Here is a 17,631-nt window from a genome sequence, read left to right as displayed (position 1 = left end):
TCATTCACTGCCCGTATCCGGTAATGCCCTTTCTCTCTCTCGTCCATGCGCTCGGTTTCCGGGCGAAATTCTTCCTGATCGCCGCGCTGGCAGCGTTGGCGGTGGGGATCTCCATCAGCCAGCTGGTGGCGCAGCGTGTCGCCGTGATCCAGGCGACCCGGGCTCAGGTGAGCGCTCTGACGGGGGTTGATCTGGCCCGCAGCTACCTTCAGGCCGTGCAGGTGCGCAGGCAACTGCTGGTATCGGCTGCGGGGGGCGACGAGGCCGCCGGTGCCGGGCTGGCCGCTGCACGGGAGCGTATGGACGGTGCGTTCCGGGCCTTGCTGTCCTGGCATGTCGGGGCCGGGCCGGACGGCGAGCTGGAGGCGGCCTGGCAGGGGATGGAAGAGGAGGCCCGCGACATCGCCGCCGCCGGGCCGGCGCAGTTCGAGGGCCGACTCGGCGCGCAGGCCCTGCAGGCGCAGGGCAGTCATGGAGAGAGGGTGCTGGCCTATCTGGCGGCCATCTCGGACCGCTACGGGTTGGTGCCGGACCGGGATATCGATACCCACTACCTGGCCCACATGCTGGTGGTGGTCGGCCCGTCCCTCGGCGAGCAATTGTCCCGCGCCGGGATCCTCGTGGAACGGGGGGTGAGGGACGCCTTTCTCAGCGAGCGCGACCGCAGCGCGGTGGTGGGCAGCATCTCGATTGCCGGAGAGTGGTCGCGCCTGATGTCCAGGGAGCTGGCGCGCCTGCCCCCGGGTGGGGCCGATGCGGCGCTGCAGGCGCTGAGCCAGCAGTTGCCCGATGCCTTCGAGCTGGCCCAGGTGGTGGCCTTCGGGCTGACCTTGCAGAACGCTAGCTACCGCCTGGACGAGGCGCAGTCGGCCTTCAGGCGGCCGGCGGAGGTCCTGCTCGACCTGGAGTCCCGGGTCGCCGCCTCCCTGGCCAGGGTGCTGGAGCTGCGCCTGGAGTCCAATTACCGTGCCCTGTGGCTGACCTGCGTGGCCGCCCTCGTGCCGCTCCTGCTCGCGGTATATGGCTTCTGTGTTGTCTATCGGGCCTTGAAGGACTCGATCGGGGCGCTGCGCAGCCAGGCCGAGCGCCTGGCAACCGGTGACCTGACTGTGGTTTTCCAGGTGGATGGGCGGGACGAGTTCCGCGATATCGCGGAGACCCTCAACCATGTGGCCCGGGAGTTCCGCCAGTTGATCGAACGCCTGGTGGATAGCGCCCATGCGCTGACCTCTGCCTCCATCGCCTTCGCCCGCTCCACGGTGGAGATCTCGGAGCGCAGCCACGCGCAGCGCACCTCGGCCGACCAGGCATCTGCGTCCATCCTCGATCTGGTGGATGGAGTGCAGCGCATCGCGGTATCGGCTCAGGAGGCCCGTGACCTGGCCCGCATGGCGGGGCAGGTATCCGACCGCGGGGCCAGCGTGATCCAGGACTCCACCGACGAGATCCGGCGCATGGCGACCCACATCTCGGAGGCGACCGGCCACCTGGACATGCTGGAGACCGAGTCGCGCCAGATTTCAGGGATCGTCGACGTCATCCGCGAGATTGCCGAGCAGACCAACCTGCTGGCGCTCAACGCGGCCATCGAGGCGGCGCGGGCCGGCGAGGCGGGGCGCGGCTTTGCCGTGGTGGCGGACGAAGTACGCAAGCTGGCGGAACGGACCAAGGATTCCACCCAGCGCATCTCCACGATGATCGACCGGACCCAGGGCATCGCGTCCCAGACCGTGCGTGCCGTGCGCCAGGGCGCCGAGCAGGTCTCCCAGGGCGTCGAGAAGGCGTCGGAGGCGTCGGCGTCGATCCGCTCGATCCGCGAGAACACCCAGGCGGCCGAGCAGGCCAGCGGGTCGATCAGCGATGCGCTGGAGCAGCACCGCGACGAGTCGCGGCAGATCGCCGGAATGATCGCCTCGATCTCCGATTCGTCCCTGCGCAATGCCCAGGCTCTCAAGGAGACCGTGCAGTCGGCCCGCCTGCTGGAGGGGCTGGCGGACAACATGCGCGACTCCATCGGTCGCTTCAAGTTGCCGCGGGGGCGCCTGGCGGCGCAGCCGGATGGCGAGATCGACCTGTTCTGATGTGATTCCCTGCACGGGGCCTTCGATGGCTCCGGGAGCTGACCATTTCCATGTCCCGTATGCGCCACCACCTTCCGTCATCCTGCCAATCCCACCCCGGCCTTGGCCCCGGGCAGGAGGCTGCCAGCGTCCGTCATCTGTCGCGGGAGGTTGAGCCCCTGCACGGCCAGGTGCGCTGCCAGGCCGTGCTCGACCGCTTTCTGGTGGATGACGAGGTCTATGCCCTGCCCGTCATCGGCACGGCAGGGCAGCCGGTGGCGCTGATCGATCGGGCGACCTTCATCGAGTTCTTCAGCCGGCGCTTCAGCCGGGATGTCTTCGGGCGTCGCAGCATCGACGAGCTCCTGGCCCATCCGCGCTATCGTCATGGCACCCCCCTGGTGGTCGAGGAGAGCTGCACGGTTGAGGATGCGGCCCAGCTCATCATCGGCGCCGGCATGCGGCACATGGTGACCGGCTTCGTTGTGACAGGCGGTGGGCGCTATCGGGGGGTGGCCAACGGGCGGGACCTGCTCGACATCATCACGCGCCGCAAACAGGCCGTGTTGTACCAGATGGCGCACTACGATGCACTGACCGGCATCCCCAACCGCTCCTTGTTCGCCGACAGGCTGGAGCGTGCCTGCCTGGAGGCGGACCGCTCCGGGCGCCTGGTGGCGCTGCTGTTCATCGACGTGGACCGCTTCAAGCAGATCAACGACTCCCTGGGGCACAGCGCCGGGGACGAGGTGCTGCGCCAGGTGGTGGCCCGCCTGAAGGCCTGCGCGCGGCAGGTGGATACGGTGGCCCGGCTGGCCGGGGATGAGTTCGTGATCCTGATGGAGGGGCTGGGCAGCCCGGAGCAGGTGGCCTCGGTGGCCCGCCGCATTGTCGACTCGATGCAGGAGCCCGTGTCGATGCCGGGGCAGGCGCTGGTGGTGACGGTGAGTATCGGCAGCGTCGTGTATCCCCGTGACGACCAGCGGGTCGGCGGGCTGCTGGCCAAGGCCGATGCCGCCATGTACGAGGCCAAGGCTGCAGGGCGAAATGGCTTTCGCAGCTACTCGCCGGACATGCCGGCCTGCAGCACCGGCTGCATCTCGCTCGAGAACGCGCTCCGCGGGGCCATCGAGCGGGACGAGCTGGAGCTGCACTACCAACCCCAGGTCGACCTGAAGGGGCGCCGGGTGCTGGGGGTGGAGGCCCTGCTGCGCTGGCGCCACCCGGAGCGGGGGCTGGTGCCGCCGATGCAGTTCATCCCCGCAGCGGAAGAGAGCGGGCTGATCATCGGCCTGGGCGAGTGGGTGGTCCGGAGCGCCTTCGCCCAGCTGCGCGCCTGGCTGGATGCCGGCCTGCCGCCGCTGCGGATGTCGGTGAACATCTCGGCCCTGCAGTTCCGCCAGCCCGGCTTTGCCGCATTTCTGGAGGGGCAGCTTGCCCTGCACCGCCTGCCGGCCGGGTGTATCGAGCTTGAGCTGACCGAGAGTGTGCTGATGAAGAATCTTGAGGAGGTGCTGCGGACGCTGACCGACATCAAGGCGCTGGGTGTCCGCCTGGCCATCGACGACTTCGGGACGGGCTTCTCAAGCCTCGGCTACCTGCGGCGCTTTCCGATCGATCGCCTGAAGATCGACCAGTCCTTCGTGCGGGACATCGACACGACGCCGGTCAATGAGTCGATCGCCCGGGCCATCATGGCCCTGGCGGATAGCTTGTCGCTGGAGATCGTGGCCGAAGGCATCGAGCGGGAAGCGGAGGCCGACGTGCTGCAGCGCCTCAACTGCCAGCAGGGGCAGGGCTACCTGTTCTCGCGGCCGGTGCTGGCGGACGGCTTCACCGCCTGGTGGCAGGCCTCCATGCGCGACGATCTGGCGTTCAATAGCTGAAGCTGCGCGAGCGGGGGGTGGCGCTTTCCTGGAGCTGGCGGGCCCGCAGGCGGTTCAGCTCGGTCTGCCGTCCGCCAAAGGCGTCCCGTTCGGCGGTGCTGTTGGAGGCCCCCGCGATGGAGCGGATACACCGCCAGCGCTCGCCTCTCGGCGTGTCCACCCGGCGCATCTGCCCGGCGGGGTGATAGGTCATGCAGTGATAGCAATAGATGCGGTCTTCCATGAAGCCCTCGTCCCGTTACCCTGGAGAGGAGCTTGCGCCGCATCGATTGCAGCACGATGACGGCGGGGTGCCAGGCCTGTTATCGGCGGGCCGCCAGGTAGTGGACGCCGGCCGGGCCGTAGTCCTCGCTGTGGGGCGCCCCCGCCGCCAGGTGGAAGATGTCGCCCGGGCCGTAGCGGCGGCTCAGGCCGTCGCTTTCGATGCGGATCTCGCCGGCCAGGATCAGCGCCCGGGCCTCGAAGGGGTGGCTGTGGGTGTCCAGGTGGCCGTCTGCTTCCCTGCTCACTTCGGTAAAAGCGGTGAAGCCGGCCGCGCGCATCTCAAGCTCGAATTCGTCCCGGGTCATGCCATGTCTCCGTGCAGGGGGGGCGAGTCTCATCACTCCACCACTCTAGGTGGCGGACTCCGCTGCCGCCAGATTGCGTTCGCGCCAGGCCCGGGGTGACAGCCCGGTCCAGGTGCGGAAGGCGCGGGTGAAGCTCTTCTCGTTGCCGAAACCGACCAGGGTCGAGATCTGCTTGACCGACTTGCGGCTGCGGTCGAGGAGCTCCATGGCGTGGTCGCGGCGGGTCGCGTCCTTGATCTGCTGCAGGGAGGAGTCTTCCTCCTTCAACTGCCGGTGCAGGGTGCGCACTGAAACGTGCAGGTGGGCCGCGACCCGCTCGGCCGTTGCGCCGAGATTGGCCGGGTTGTGCAGGAACTGGCGGACCCCTTCGACCAGCAGGCGGTCACGCCGGTACTGCAGCACCGTCAGAGGCAGGGCCCGCTGCAGCATGCTGCGCAGGGCAGCTTCGTCGCGGCGGATCGGCAAAGCCAGGTAACGGGCGTCAAAGCACACCTCAGCGCGCTCGGCGTCGAAGACCAGCGGTCCGGGGAAGAGCAGCGGGTAGGCATCCGCGTGGGGCGGCGCGGGAAAGGGAAAGCGGCTTTCCAGCAGGGGGATGCGTGAATCGATGGCCCAGCAGGCGTAGCCCAGCACATAGCGCAGCAGGGTGACCAGGCAGAACTCGCGCAAATCACCCAGCTCCTGGCGGGGCACGATACTGAGTCGCGCCGTACTGCCGTCGAGCTCGACCGTGATGCCGATGTCCTCGGTGAGCAGGCGATGATGGCGGCACCAGCGTTTGAGGGCCACACCCAGGTCCGGCGAGGTGATCGATGCCCGGCACAGCATGCCGTAGCTGCCCCACGGCAGGCGCCGGGAGAACCAGCCGAGGGCCTCGTCATCCAGTTCCTGCATGGCGGCGCCGGACATGACCTCCATCTGCAGGGCCGTCACCCGCGCGCTGTCCTGCTCCAGCAAGGCCGGGTCGATGCCGGCCTGGGCCAGCGCCCGCGACGGATCGACCGCGTAGCGGCGGTAGGCCAGCACGATGGCCCGGATGAAGGCGATGGGCGTGGCCGCCCGGCCTATCGGGCGGGACGGCTGGAGTGCGTTTGTCATGGTTCCCGAATCTAGAGATTGCTGGCACGATTTGCAACCACGATGGCGCCCGTCGCGCCTGTCGTGCCAGTACTCTGCATCGTGCTCTGCGGCCGGCCCGGTCCGGTTCCGCCCCACTCAATTTCCGGAGGAGACAGAAAAATGAACATTCCCAGCCTCAACTTCCACCTCGGCGAAACCATCGAGGCCCTGCGTGACACGGTGCAGGCCTTCGCGGCCAAGGAGATCACCCCGCGGGCTGCGGACGTGGACCGGGATAACCTGTTTCCGGCCGACCTCTGGAAGAAGCTCGGCGACCTGGGCCTCCACGGCATGACCGCGCCCGAGGAGTACGGTGGCACCAACATGGGCTACCTCGCCCACATCATCGCCCTGGAGGAAGTCTCCCGTGCGTCGGCCTCGGTGGGCCTGTCCTACGGCGCCCACTCCAATCTGTGCGTCAACCAGATCCGCCGCAATGGCAACGAGGCCCAGAAACAGAAATACCTGCCCAAGCTGATCTCCGGCGACCACGTGGGCGCCCTCGCCATGTCCGAGCCCAATGCCGGCTCCGACGTGGTCTCCATGAAGCTGCGCGCCGACAAGAAGGGCGACCGCTACGTCCTCAACGGCTCCAAGATGTGGATCACCAATGGCGGCGACGCCGACACCCTGGTGGTCTATGCCAAGACCGATATCGAGGCCGGCGCCCGCGGCATGACCGCCTTCATCATCGAGAAGGGCATGAAGGGCTTCACCCACGGCAGCCACCTGGACAAGCTGGGCATGCGCGGCTCCAACACCTATCCGCTGTTCTTCGACGACGTGGAAGTGCCCGAGGAGAACGTGCTGGGCGGTGTGGGCAACGGCACCAAGGTGCTGATGTCCGGCCTCGACTACGAGCGCGCCGTGCTGTGCGGCGGCCCCCTGGGCATCATGGCCGCCTGCATGGACGTGGTCGTGCCCTACCTCCACGACCGCAAGCAGTTCGGTCAGAGCATCGGCGAGTTCCAGTTGATGCAGGGCAAGGTGGCCGACATGTACTCCACCTGGATGGCCACCCGCGCCTACGTGTATGCCCTCGGCCAGGCCTGTGACAAGACCGACCACGCCCGTACCCTGCGCAAGGACGCGGCCGGCGCCATCCTGTACTCCGCCGAGAAGGCCACCTGGATGGCCGGTGAAGCGATTCAGACCCTCGGCGGCGTCGGCTATACCAATGAATACTCGACCGGCCGCCTGTGGCGCGATGCCAAGCTCTACGAGATCGGTGCCGGCACCAGCGAGATCCGCCGCATGCTGATCGGCCGCGAACTGTTCGCCGAAACCTGCTGAGCCGGCGCGCCGAGGAGCTCTCCATGACTGTCATCAAATCCAGCATCAATCCGCGTTCTGCCGAATTCCAGAGCAATGCCGAGGCGATGAAGCGGATCGTCGGCGACCTGCGCGAAAAGGCCGCCCAGGTTTCGCTTGGCGGCGGCGAGGCGGCCCGCGCCAAGCACACCGGGCGCGGCAAGCTGCTGCCCCGCGACCGGGTGGATCACCTGCTCGACCCGGGTACCGGCTTTCTCGAGGTCGGCCAGCTGGCGGCCTTCGGGATGTACGACAACGAGGCCCCGTCGGCCGGCGTGATCACCGGGATCGGGCGGGTCAGCGGCGTCGAGTGCATGATCGTCGCCAACGATGCCACCGTGAAGGGCGGCACCTACTACCCGATGACGGTCAAGAAACACCTCCGCGCCCAGGAGATCGCCCAGCAGAACAAGCTGCCCTGCATCTACCTGGTGGATTCGGGTGGCGCCTTCCTGCCCAAGCAGGACGAGGTCTTCCCCGATCGGGACCACTTTGGCCGGATCTTCTTCAACCAGGCCAACATGTCGGCCGAGGGCATTCCCCAGATCGCCGTGGTGATGGGCTCGTGCACCGCGGGTGGAGCCTATGTGCCGGCGATGAGCGACGAGACCATCATCGTCAAGAACCAGGGCACCATCTTCCTCGGCGGCCCCCCGCTGGTGAAGGCGGCCACCGGCGAGGAGGTCAGCGCCGAGGACCTGGGCGGCGGCGACGTGCATACCCGCGTCTCCGGAGTGGCCGATCACCTTGCCGAGAACGACACCCACGCACTGCACATTGCCCGGCGCATCGTCGGCACCCTCAACCGCAACAAGCCGGTGGGCCTCAAGCTGCTCGACGCGGAAGAGCCGATCTACGACCCGTCCGAGATCTACGGGGTGATCCCCACCGATACCCGCAAGCCCTACGACGTGCGCGAAGTCATCGCCCGCATCGTCGACGGCTCGCGCTTCGACGAGTTCAAGGCGCGCTACGGCACCACCTTGGTCACCGGCTTCGCTCACCTGTACGGCATGCCCATCGGCATCGTCGCCAACAACGGCATCCTGTTCGGCGAATCGGCCCAGAAGGGCGCCCACTTCATCGAGCTGTGCGCCCAGCGCGGCGTGCCGCTGGTCTTCCTGCAGAACATCACCGGCTTCATGGTCGGCCGCAAGTACGAGAACGGTGGCATTGCCAAGGACGGCGCCAAGATGGTCACCGCGGTGGCCACCGCCCAGGTGCCCAAGCTCACCGTGCTGATCGGCGGCAGCTTCGGCGCCGGCAACTACGGCATGTGCGGCCGGGCCTACAGCCCGCGCTTCCTGTGGATGTGGCCGAACAGCCGCATCTCCGTGATGGGCGGCGAACAGGCGGCCAGCGTGCTCGCCACCGTGCGTCGGGACGGCATCGAGGCCAAGGGCGGCAGCTGGAGCAAGGATGACGAGGAGGCCTTCAAGTCGCCGATCCGCCAGCAGTACGAAGACCAGGGCCACCCGTATTACGCCACCGCCCGCCTGTGGGACGACGGTGTGGTGGATCCGGCGCAGACCCGTCGGGTGCTTGGCCTGTCCCTGTCGGCCAGCCTCAACGCGCCGATCCAGCCGACCCGCTTCGGCCTGTTCCGGATGTAAGGGGGCGCCATGTACGAAACCCTGGAAATCACCCGCGAAGGCGGCGTCGCCACGTTGTGGATGAACCGCCCGGACGTGCATAACGCCTTCAACGAGCAGCTCATTGCGGAACTGACCGTGGCCTGCCGGGCGCTGGATGCCGACGACAGCGTTCGCGTGGTAGTGCTGGCGGGGCGCGGCAAGAGCTTCTCCGCCGGCGCCGACCTCAACTGGATGCGCCGCGCCGCCGATGCCTCGGTGGAGGAGAACCTCCACGATGCCCGCAAGCTCGCCGGCATGCTGCGCACCCTGGCCGAGATGCAGAAGCCGACCATCGCCCGCGTCCATGGCGCGGCCCTGGGCGGCGGCATGGGGCTGGCTTCGGCCTGCGACATCTGCATTGCCAGCGAAGGTGCCGTGTTCGCCACCTCCGAGGTCAAGTTCGGGATCATCCCCTCGGCCATCAGCCCTTACGTGATCCGCGCCATCGGTTCGCGCCAGGCCCATCGCTACTTCCAGACTGCCGAGCGGATTTCCGCTGCGCGGGCCGCCGACCTGGGCCTGGCCCACGAGGCCGTGCCAGCCGACCAGCTGGACGCCACGGTGCAGGGGGTGGTGACGGCCCTGTTGCAGGGCGGCCCCAGGTCCCAGGCGGCGGCCAAGGATCTGATCCGTGCGGTGGCCGATCGTCCGGTGAGCGACGAGGTCGTCGAAGATACTGCCCGCCGCATCGCCACCCTGCGCGCCACGCCCGAAGCGAAGGAGGGCCTCGCCGCCTTCCTCGACAAGCGTCCGGCTGCCTGGGTGCCGGCCAAACAATAAGCAAGGGGAGACAGCATGTTCAACAAGATACTGATCGCCAACCGCGGTGAAATCGCCTGCCGGGTGATCAAGACTGCCCGCCGCCTGGGCATCAAGACCGTGGCCGTGTATTCCGAGGCCGACGCAGGGGCCCGCCATGTGCGCCTGGCCGACGAGGCGGTGTTCATCGGCCCGGCTGCCGCGCGCGAGAGCTATCTCGTCATCGACAAGATCATTGCCGCGGCGCAGCAGACCGGCGCCCAGGCCATCCACCCGGGCTATGGCTTCCTGTCCGAGAACGAGGACTTCTGCGAGGCCTGTGACAAGGCCGGCATCGTCTTCATCGGCCCGCCGGTGTCCGCGATCCACGCCATGGGCTCCAAGTCCGAGGCCAAGAAGCTGATGGAGAAGGCCCGGGTGCCCCTCACCCCTGGCTATCACGGCGACAACCAGGAGCCCGGCTTCCTCAATGTGCAGGCCGATGCCATCGGCTACCCGGTGTTGATCAAGGCGGCGGCGGGCGGTGGCGGCAAGGGCATGCGCCTGGTGGAGAAGAGCGCCGACTTCCTCGAGGCTCTGGCCTCCTGCAAGCGCGAGGCCGCCTCGAGCTTTGGCAGCGATCACGTGCTGGTCGAGAAATACCTGACCCGCCCGCGCCACATCGAGATCCAGGTCTTTGGCGACACCCACGGCAACTACGTCTACCTCTTCGAGCGCGACTGTTCCGTGCAGCGCCGCCACCAGAAGGTGCTGGAAGAGGCGCCGGCGCCGGGCATGCCCCTTGAGCGCCGCGCCGCGATGGGCAAGGCCGCCGTCGATGCGGCCCGCGCGGTGGGTTATGTGGGCGCCGGGACGGTGGAGTTCATCGCCAACCAGGACGGCAGCTTCTACTTCATGGAGATGAACACCCGCCTGCAGGTGGAGCACCCGGTGACCGAGATGATCACCGGCCTCGACCTCGTGGAGTGGCAGCTTCGCGTGGCCTCCGGTGAACCCCTGCCGCTGGCCCAGGAGCAGTTGGCGATCAACGGCCATGCCCTGGAGGCGCGCATCTACGCCGAGGATCCGTCCAAGGGCTTCCTGCCCTCCACCGGCCGCCTGGTGCACCTGGCGCCGCCGGAAGAAGGCGTACATGTGCGGGTCGACACCGGCGTGGAGGAGGGCGACGAGATCTCGCCTTTCTACGATCCGATGATCGCCAAGCTGATCGTCTGGGACGTGAATCGCGACCGGGCCCTGGCGCGCATGCTGCAGGCCCTGGCCGAGTACCGGGTGGTCGGCGTGGCCAACAACATCGAGTTCCTGTCCCGCCTCACCGCCTGCCCGGCTTTTGCCAATGCCGACCTGGACACCGGCCTGATCGAGCGCGAGAAGGACTACCTCTTCCCCGAGGATGCCGGCGCCAGCCGCGAAGCCTGGCTGGGCGTGGCCCTTGCCGAGCTGCTGCGCGAGAAGGCGCGGGCCGGCCAGGTGGCCGAGCGTCATCCGGAGCCGGCCTCGCCCTGGCACCAGCGGGATGGCTGGCGGCTGAATGCGGCGGCCCGGCGGACCCTGATCTTCCGCCTCGGCGAAGAGCAGAAATCCCTGGTCATCGACAACCGCGGCGGCAGCTTTGCGATCACCCTCGATGGGGTGACCAGCGTCGCCAGCGGCCAGCTCAACCCGCGCGGTCTGCTGCGCGCCGAGTTCGACGGCCTGCGCACCACCGCCACCGTGGTGGTGGCCGGTGAGCGCCGTCATGTATTCGGCCATGGCCGGGCCTGGCAGTTTGCCGCCGTCGATCCGCTGCACCACAGCGGCGAGGGCGGCGGCGCCGAGGGCGGCCTGCTGGCGCCCATGCCGGGCAAGGTGATCGCGCTGATCGCCGCCGAGGGCGCGGTGGTGGAAAAAGGCGCCCCGCTGCTGATCCTGGAGGCCATGAAGATGGAGCACACCATCACCGCGCCGGCTGTTGGCGTGGTGAAGGGCTTCCGCTTTGGCATCGGCGACCAGGTGGGCGACGGCGCCGAGCTGGTGGACTTCGAGCCGACCCCGGCCTGAAGGCAGGGCACGGCGGACACAGGGAAAGACTGCATCCATACGGAAACACGGTCAGGCAGCCCGCGCAGACGGGCGCCGGCCACTTTTCATCTCGAGAGCGAGTGAGAGGAGACAGCATGAGCGAACTGAGTTATGTCCACGGCGCATCCGACAAGCGCCTGATCGGCCAGACCATCGGCCGTTATTTCGACGAGGCCTGCGCCCGTCATGGCACGCGGGAAGCCCTGGTGGTGCGCCACCAGAAGGTCCGCCTGAGCTACGCCGAACTGCGCCTGAAGGTGGATGCACTGGCCTGCAGCCTGATTCGACTCGGGCTTGCTCCAGGCGAGCGCATCGGCATCTGGTCCCAGAACAACCTGGAGTGGACGCTGACCCAGTTTGCCGCGGCCAAGGCGGGGCTGGTGCTGGTGAACATCAATCCGGCCTACCGGCGCAGCGAGCTGGAGTACGCCCTGAACAAGGTCGGCTGCCGTGCCCTGATCCTGTCGCCGGCTTTCAAGAGCAGCGACTACCTGGCCATGCTGGGTGATCTGGCGCCCGAGCTGGGCCACTGCGAGCCGGGCCTGCTGCGGGCCCATGCGCTGCCCAGCCTGGAGATCGTGATCCGCATGGGGGGCGAGCGCACGCCGGGCATGCTCAATTTCGACGATCTGCTTGCGTCCCCGTCCCGGGATGAGCTGGGAGAGCTGGAGTTGCTGGGCGAGAAGCTGCAGTTCGATGACCCCATCAACATCCAGTTCACCTCCGGCACCACCGGCAACCCCAAGGGGGCCACGCTATCCCACCACAACATCCTCAACAACGGCTTCTTCGTCGGCGAGGCGATCCGCCTGGTGCCGGGTGACCGGGTGTGCATCCCGGTGCCGCTGTATCACTGTTTCGGCATGGTGATGGGCAACCTGGGTTGCCTGACCCACGGCGCCACCATGGTCTATCCGGCCGAGGCCTTCGAGCCGCTGGCGGTGCTGCAGACGGTGGCCGAGGAAAAGTGCACCGCCAGCTATGGCGTGCCCACCATGTTCATCGCCCAGCTGGACCATCCGGAGTTCGGCCGCTTTGACCTGTCCAGCCTGCGTACCGGCATCATGGCCGGCAGCCCGTGCCCGATCGAGGTGATGAAGCGGGTCATCGACAAGATGAACATGGGCGAGGTGACCATCGCCTACGGCATGACCGAGACCTCGCCGGTGAGCTTCCAGAGCGGCACCGATGATGCGATCGAACGGCGGGTGTCCACCGTGGGTCGGGTCCAGCCCCATTGCGAGGTGAAGATCATCGACAACGATGGGCGCATCGTCCCGCGGGGCACGCCGGGCGAGCTGTGTACCCGCGGCTATTCAGTGATGCTCGGCTACTGGGGCGACGAGGCCAAGACCGCCGAAGCCATCGACCGGGCGGGCTGGATGCATACCGGCGACATCGCCGTGATCGACGATGAAGGCTTCTGCAACATCGTCGGCCGCATCAAGGACATGGTCATCCGTGGCGGTGAGAACATCTATCCGCGGGAGATCGAGGAGTTCCTGTACCGTCATCCGAAGATTCTCGATGTGCAGGTGGTGGGCGTGCCGGACAAGAAATACGGGGAAGAACTGTGCGCCTGGATCATCGTGCGCGAGGGCGAGAAGCTCTCCGAGGACGAGGTCCGCGCCTTCTGTCAGGGGCAGATCGCCCACTACAAGATCCCGCGCTACATCAGTTTTGTGGACAGCTTCCCGATGACCGTGACCGGCAAGATCCAGAAGTTCCAGATCCGCGAGAAAATGAAGCAGACTCTCGGCCTCCAGGATTCGGCCACCGCCTAAAGGAAGGAAACACTACGCCATGGATCTGCCGCGACGCGTCCGCATCGTCGAAGTCGGCCCCCGCGATGGGCTGCAGAACGAAAAGCAACTTGTCAGCACCGACGTCAAGGTCGAGCTGATCGCCCGCCTTGGTGCCGCTGGCCTGCCGGCCATCGAGGCCACCTCCTTCGTGTCGTCCAGGTGGGTGCCCCAGATGGGCGACAACGCAGACGTGATGGCCCGGATACAGCGCCTGCCCGGCGTGGACTACCCGGTCCTCACGCCCAACCTGCAGGGCTTCCAGTCCGCCCTGGTGGCCGGGGCGCAGGAGGTGGCGGTCTTTGCTGCCGCCTCCGAGTCTTTCAGCCGCAAGAACATCAACTGCACCATCGCTGAATCCCTGGCCCGCTTCGAGCCGGTCATGGATGCGGCAAAGACGGCAGGTATCCGGGTGCGCGGCTATGTGTCCTGCGTGCTGGGTTGCCCCTACGAGGGAGACATCGCGCCGGACGCTGTGGCCGATGTGGCGGCGACCCTGTTTGGCATGGGCTGCTACGAGGTCAGCCTGGGCGACACCATTGGTGTCGGCACTCCGGGCAAGACCCGCCGCATGCTCGACGCGGTGGCCCGTCGCGTGCCGATCGACAAGCTCGCCGGCCACTATCACGACACCTACGGCCAGGCCCTGGTGAACATCTATGCCTCGCTGGAGGCGGGCGTCGCCACCTTCGACGCCTCCATTGCCGGTCTTGGAGGTTGCCCCTATGCGGCAGGAGCCTCGGGCAATGTGGCGACCGAGGACGTTGTGTACATGCTCGACGGACTGGGCATCGAAACGGGTATCAATCTGGATGCGCTGGTCGAAACCTCCGGCTGGATCTGCGCGCAGATTGGCCGTGCCTGCGGCTCCCGGGTCAGTCTGGCCAAGGGAGCATGCGCCCGCTGAACGGCATGGCCTTGTTTTCCCAGAAGGTTTGTGCCAATATCACCGGCTCGCCCGTCTGAGTCCAGTCGGGCGGTCCGTTTTTTACCTTGCCCTACCGTTCGCATGACGGGGGGTTTTGATCCAGAAGGAGATCTCATGCGGCATTACGAAGTCGTATTCATCGTTCACCCCGATCAAAGCGAGCAAGTGCCCGCCATGATCGAGCGTTACCGTTCCCTCGTGACCTCCCAGGGCGGTCAGGTGCATCGCCTGGAAGACTGGGGCCGTCGTCAGCTGGCCTACCCGATCCAGAAGATCCACAAGGCCCACTACGTGCTGATGAACATCGAATGTGATCAGCCCACCATCGTCGAGCTGGAACATGGTTTCAAGTTCAACGATGCCGTGCTGCGTCATCTGTCCATCCGCATGAAGGCCGCTGTCACCACCCCGTCGCCGATGATGAAGGAAGAAAAGGCTCGCTCCCTGACTTCCGCCTCCGGTGAAGAGGCCAAGCCGGCCGCCGAGCAGCCCGCCGCCTGAGTTGCAGGAGCAGGGTCGCAACAGTTTTCAGATTGAAGGTGTCCTGAGCGAGCTCGGGGCTCTGCGCTACTCTCCCGGCGGCGTGCCGGTGATGTCAGGGCGTATCGAGCACCGTTCGCGGCAGGTGGAAGCAGGAGTCCCGCGAGAAGTGGGGCTGGAGTTGTCGGTGGTGGCCGTGGGTGACAAGGCGAAATTGCTCGCCGCTGTCCGCCTCGGTTCCAGTGTTCGACTCGCAGGCTTCCTTGCGGCGAGAAGCCTCAAAAGCAGGGCGCCTGTGTTGCACATCGATACGATCGAATTTTTGGAAGGAACGAATCATGGCATTCAAGCCAGCAGTGAAGCGTAAGGACGACCGTGGCGGTCGCAGCCTCTTCAAGCGTCGCAAGTTCTGCCGCTTCAGCGCAGAGAAGATCGAAGAAATCGACTACAAGGATGTGGACATCCTGAAGGATTTCGTCACCGAAAACGCCAAGATCATGCCGGCTCGCATCACCGGCACCAAGTCGGGCTATCAGCGTCAGCTGTCCACCGCGATCAAGCGTGCGCGCTTCCTCGCCCTGCTGCCCTACACCGACCTGCACCAGTAATCCCGGAGAGACAGCATGCAAATCATTCTTTTGGACAAGGTTGTCAACCTGGGTGGTCTGGGTGATGTGGTCAAGGTCAAGGACGGCTACGCCCGGAACTACCTGATCCCGCAAGGCAAGGCGAAGCGCGCCAACACCGCCAACCTGGCTGAGTTCGAAGCGCGTCGCGCCGAACTCGAGCGTATCGCCGCCGAGCAACTGGCTGCTGCCCAGGCTCAAGGTGAAAAGCTGGAAGGCACCACCGTCACCATCACCCGCAAGTCGGGCGTGGATGGCCGCCTGTTTGGCTCCGTGACCAATGCCGACATCGCCGAAGCCCTCAAGGCACTTGGCTTTGCCGTCGAGAAGGCTGCCGTGCGCATGCCGGAAGGTCCGCTCAAGACCGTTGGTGAGAGCCAGCTGGTCGTCTCCCTGCACACCGATGTGACTGCTAACATCAACGTTGTTGTGGCCGGCGAGCACTGATCAGGCGCGCTTGGCGTGCTTTCAAGAAAGGCTGCCTCGTGCAGCCTTTTTTGTTTTCCGGCTTCCTTGTTTCTGCTTAATTGCCTCAGTGGTGTCCCATGCGCAAATCTCAAAGCCATTCCGATGATCCCGTGATGTCAGCCCTGCGGCTGCCTCCTCATTCCATCGAGGCGGAGCAGTCCTTGCTCGGCGGTCTGCTCATCGACAACACGGTGTGGGAGCGCGTCGGTGACGTCGTCAATGAGGCTGATTTCTATCGTGACGATCACCGCCGGATCTTCAGGCAGATTGCCCGTCTGATCGAGATGGGCAAGCCGGCTGACGTGGTCACCGTTTACGAGGCGCTCGAGAAGAATGGTGAGGCGGAGCATGTGGGGGGGCTGTCCTATCTCGGGGAGATCGCCAACAGCACGCCATCTGCGGCCAACGTGCGGCGCTATGGCGAGATCATTCGGGAGCGGGCCATCCTGCGCAAGCTCGTGTCGGTGGGTGACCAGATTGCGGCAAGCGCGCTCACGCCATCTGGCAAGGATGCCAAGACCCTTCTCGACGAGGCGGAGGCCAAGGTTTTCGAGATTGCGGAGGCGGGTGCCCGGACAGTGAGTGGGTTCGTGCCTATTCAGCCCATTCTTGGTCAGGTTGTTGATCGTATCCAGGAGCTGTATGACCGGGACTCCCCGGCGGGTATTACGGGTGTGCCGACTGGAATTGCAGATCTGGACGAAAAGACTTCGGGTCTGCAGCCTTCGGACATGATCGTGCTGGCGGCGCGTCCTGGTATGGGCAAGACTTCGCTGGCGCTCAATATTGCCGAGTCGGTGGCGGTTGAGGCGGGCTTGCCGGTGGCAGTGTTCTCAATGGAAATGCCGGGCACGCAGTTGGCCACCCGTTTCCTCTCCTCTGTGGGGCGTATCGATCAGCACAAGATCCGTACCGGAAAGTTGACGGATGAAGAGTGGCAGCGCCTGACCTATGCGCTGGGCAAGCTCCATGAGGCACCCATCTTCATCGATGAGACGCCCGGCCTGAATCCGACTGATCTGCGCGCCCGGTGCCGTCGCCTGCATCGCCAGTGCGGTCGACTGGGTCTGATTGTCATCGACTACCTGCAGCTGATGACGTCAATGAAGGAAAGTGACAACCGTTCGGCGGAGCTGTCGGAGATCTCTCGCTCGGTGAAGTCCTTGGCCAAAGAGTTGCACGTTCCGATCATTGCCCTGTCGCAGCTCAATCGAAGTCTGGAGCAGCGCCCCAATAAACGCCCTGTTGCATCTGACTTGCGGGAGTCGGGTGCTATTGAACAGGATGCGGACATCATCATGTTCATCTACCGCGACGAGATCTATAACCCGGACTCCCCGGACAAGGGGATGGCGGAGTTGATCATCTCCAAGCACCGTAACGGCTCAACGGGCACTGTCCGGATGACTTTCCTCGGTGAATTCACCCGCTTTGAAAACTACGTGGGTGCGCCGAGTTATTGACTGTCTATTAAGGTGTCGTGAAGATTATTTTTCATTAAGGTATTGACGCCATTTGATGGCTGTATATAATTCAGCCTCTTCGCTGCAGCACAAACGGCAACGTAGTGCTGAGGCGGTGAAGGGGTTCCGGATGTGATCTGGAATCTGCGTTGAGCGGTTTTGTTTCTGAGCGGTTTTCTGCTGGAAACAAATGCTTGACAGGGTTTTAAAGCTCTGTAGAATGCGCACCTCTTCGCTGCAGCGCAAACGGAAACGTAGCGCTGGAGTGGTGGAGAGGGGGTCTGGAAGAAGTTTCCGGGTCCTGCGAATCAAGGCTTTGTTGTTCGGCGAAACTCGACGAACTGCTTCGGCAAACAAAGTTCTTGACGGAGACAAAAAGCTCTGTATAATGCGCACCTCTTCGCTGCTGATGCAGCAGTTCTTTAAAAAGATGAACAACCGATAGGTGTGGGTACTCGGTTCTGA

General features: G+C 65.5%; 17 protein-coding genes. 13 read left to right on the top strand and 4 right to left on the bottom strand.

The window, feature by feature from the left end:
- Nucleotides 1-23: 23 nt before the first annotated feature.
- Both HHL15_RS22760 and HHL15_RS22755 read left to right on the top strand, forming a co-directional pair.
- Nucleotides 24-2,081, top strand: a complete 2,058-nt coding sequence (locus HHL15_RS22760) for a methyl-accepting chemotaxis protein (protein WP_169148115.1) — start codon at nucleotides 24-26, stop codon at nucleotides 2,079-2,081.
- Nucleotides 2,082-2,131: 50 nt separating this feature from the next.
- Nucleotides 2,132-3,946, top strand: coding sequence for a putative bifunctional diguanylate cyclase/phosphodiesterase (locus HHL15_RS22755; protein WP_169148114.1), 1,815 nt, complete (start codon nucleotides 2,132-2,134; stop codon nucleotides 3,944-3,946).
- On the opposite strand, the gene HHL15_RS22750 is transcribed toward HHL15_RS22755, so the two are convergent.
- The 3 genes from HHL15_RS22750 to HHL15_RS22740 all read right to left on the bottom strand — a co-directional run bounded on the left by HHL15_RS22750 (nucleotide 3,936) and on the right by HHL15_RS22740 (nucleotide 5,613).
- The gene (locus tag HHL15_RS22750) at nucleotides 3,936-4,169 is read right to left on the bottom strand and encodes a hypothetical protein (RefSeq protein WP_169148113.1); all 234 of its coding nucleotides are present in this window, start codon (nucleotides 4,167-4,169) and stop codon (nucleotides 3,936-3,938) included. The two genes, HHL15_RS22755 and HHL15_RS22750, sit on opposite strands and share 11 nt — an antisense overlap.
- A gap of 79 nt (nucleotides 4,170-4,248) precedes the next feature.
- Nucleotides 4,249-4,515 carry a cupin domain-containing protein gene (locus tag HHL15_RS22745; protein WP_169148112.1) on the bottom strand — a complete coding sequence of 89 codons (267 nt, stop codon included), beginning with the start codon at nucleotides 4,513-4,515 and terminating at the stop codon, nucleotides 4,249-4,251.
- Nucleotides 4,516-4,560: 45 nt separating this feature from the next.
- Entirely contained in the window at nucleotides 4,561-5,613 is a 1,053-nt protein-coding gene (locus HHL15_RS22740) for an AraC family transcriptional regulator (RefSeq protein ID WP_169148111.1), read from the bottom strand.
- A gap of 141 nt (nucleotides 5,614-5,754) precedes the next feature.
- Between HHL15_RS22740 and HHL15_RS22735 the strand changes: the two genes are divergently transcribed.
- From HHL15_RS22735 to dnaB, 11 genes are all read left to right on the top strand, one after another.
- Nucleotides 5,755-6,927: an isovaleryl-CoA dehydrogenase gene (locus HHL15_RS22735; RefSeq protein ID WP_169148110.1), complete on the top strand. Its 1,173-nt coding sequence runs from the start codon at nucleotides 5,755-5,757 to the stop codon at nucleotides 6,925-6,927.
- 23 nt (nucleotides 6,928-6,950) lie between these two features.
- Nucleotides 6,951-8,558, top strand: coding sequence for a carboxyl transferase domain-containing protein (locus HHL15_RS22730; RefSeq protein WP_169148109.1), 1,608 nt, complete (start codon nucleotides 6,951-6,953; stop codon nucleotides 8,556-8,558).
- 9 nt (nucleotides 8,559-8,567) lie between these two features.
- Nucleotides 8,568-9,359, top strand: coding sequence for an enoyl-CoA hydratase/isomerase family protein (locus tag HHL15_RS22725; protein ID WP_169148108.1), 792 nt, complete (start codon nucleotides 8,568-8,570; stop codon nucleotides 9,357-9,359).
- Nucleotides 9,360-9,374: 15 nt separating this feature from the next.
- A complete protein-coding gene (locus HHL15_RS22720) occupies nucleotides 9,375-11,378 on the top strand; it encodes an acetyl/propionyl/methylcrotonyl-CoA carboxylase subunit alpha (protein WP_169148107.1) in 2,004 nt (667 codons plus the stop codon).
- A gap of 116 nt (nucleotides 11,379-11,494) precedes the next feature.
- Nucleotides 11,495-13,183, top strand: a complete 1,689-nt coding sequence (locus HHL15_RS22715) for an AMP-binding protein (RefSeq protein WP_169148106.1) — start codon at nucleotides 11,495-11,497, stop codon at nucleotides 13,181-13,183.
- 19 nt (nucleotides 13,184-13,202) lie between these two features.
- Complete coding sequence (locus HHL15_RS22710) at nucleotides 13,203-14,108, top strand: hydroxymethylglutaryl-CoA lyase (RefSeq protein ID WP_169148105.1); 906 nt, start codon at nucleotides 13,203-13,205, stop codon at nucleotides 14,106-14,108.
- A 135-nt stretch (nucleotides 14,109-14,243) separates the two neighbouring features.
- Complete coding sequence (gene rpsF, locus HHL15_RS22705) at nucleotides 14,244-14,630, top strand: 30S ribosomal protein S6 (RefSeq protein ID WP_169148104.1); 387 nt, start codon at nucleotides 14,244-14,246, stop codon at nucleotides 14,628-14,630.
- A 1-nt stretch (nucleotide 14,631) separates the two neighbouring features.
- Entirely contained in the window at nucleotides 14,632-14,976 is a 345-nt protein-coding gene (gene priB, locus HHL15_RS22700) for a primosomal replication protein N (protein ID WP_169148103.1), read from the top strand.
- Nucleotides 14,948-15,217, top strand: a complete 270-nt coding sequence (gene rpsR, locus HHL15_RS22695; RefSeq protein WP_169148102.1) for a 30S ribosomal protein S18 — start codon at nucleotides 14,948-14,950, stop codon at nucleotides 15,215-15,217. The genes priB and rpsR overlap by 29 nt, the downstream gene beginning before the upstream one ends.
- A 15-nt stretch (nucleotides 15,218-15,232) precedes the next feature.
- On the top strand, nucleotides 15,233-15,682 hold the full coding sequence (gene rplI / locus HHL15_RS22690) for a 50S ribosomal protein L9 (protein ID WP_169148101.1): 450 nt from the start codon (nucleotides 15,233-15,235) through the stop codon (nucleotides 15,680-15,682).
- 98 nt (nucleotides 15,683-15,780) lie between these two features.
- Nucleotides 15,781-17,166, top strand: coding sequence for a replicative DNA helicase (dnaB, locus tag HHL15_RS22685; RefSeq protein ID WP_169148100.1), 1,386 nt, complete (start codon nucleotides 15,781-15,783; stop codon nucleotides 17,164-17,166).
- 24 nt (nucleotides 17,167-17,190) lie between these two features.
- Here the strand turns inward: dnaB and HHL15_RS26260 are convergent.
- Nucleotides 17,191-17,631: hypothetical protein (locus HHL15_RS26260; protein ID WP_206198930.1), on the bottom strand; the 441-nt coding region annotated here is incomplete at its 5' end.

Source organism: Zoogloea dura (assembly GCF_012927165.1).
GTDB lineage: Bacteria > Pseudomonadota > Gammaproteobacteria > Burkholderiales > Rhodocyclaceae > Zoogloea > Zoogloea dura.
Note: the sequence above shows the minus strand (reverse complement) of the source record. Positions and strands in the feature narration are given on the sequence as shown.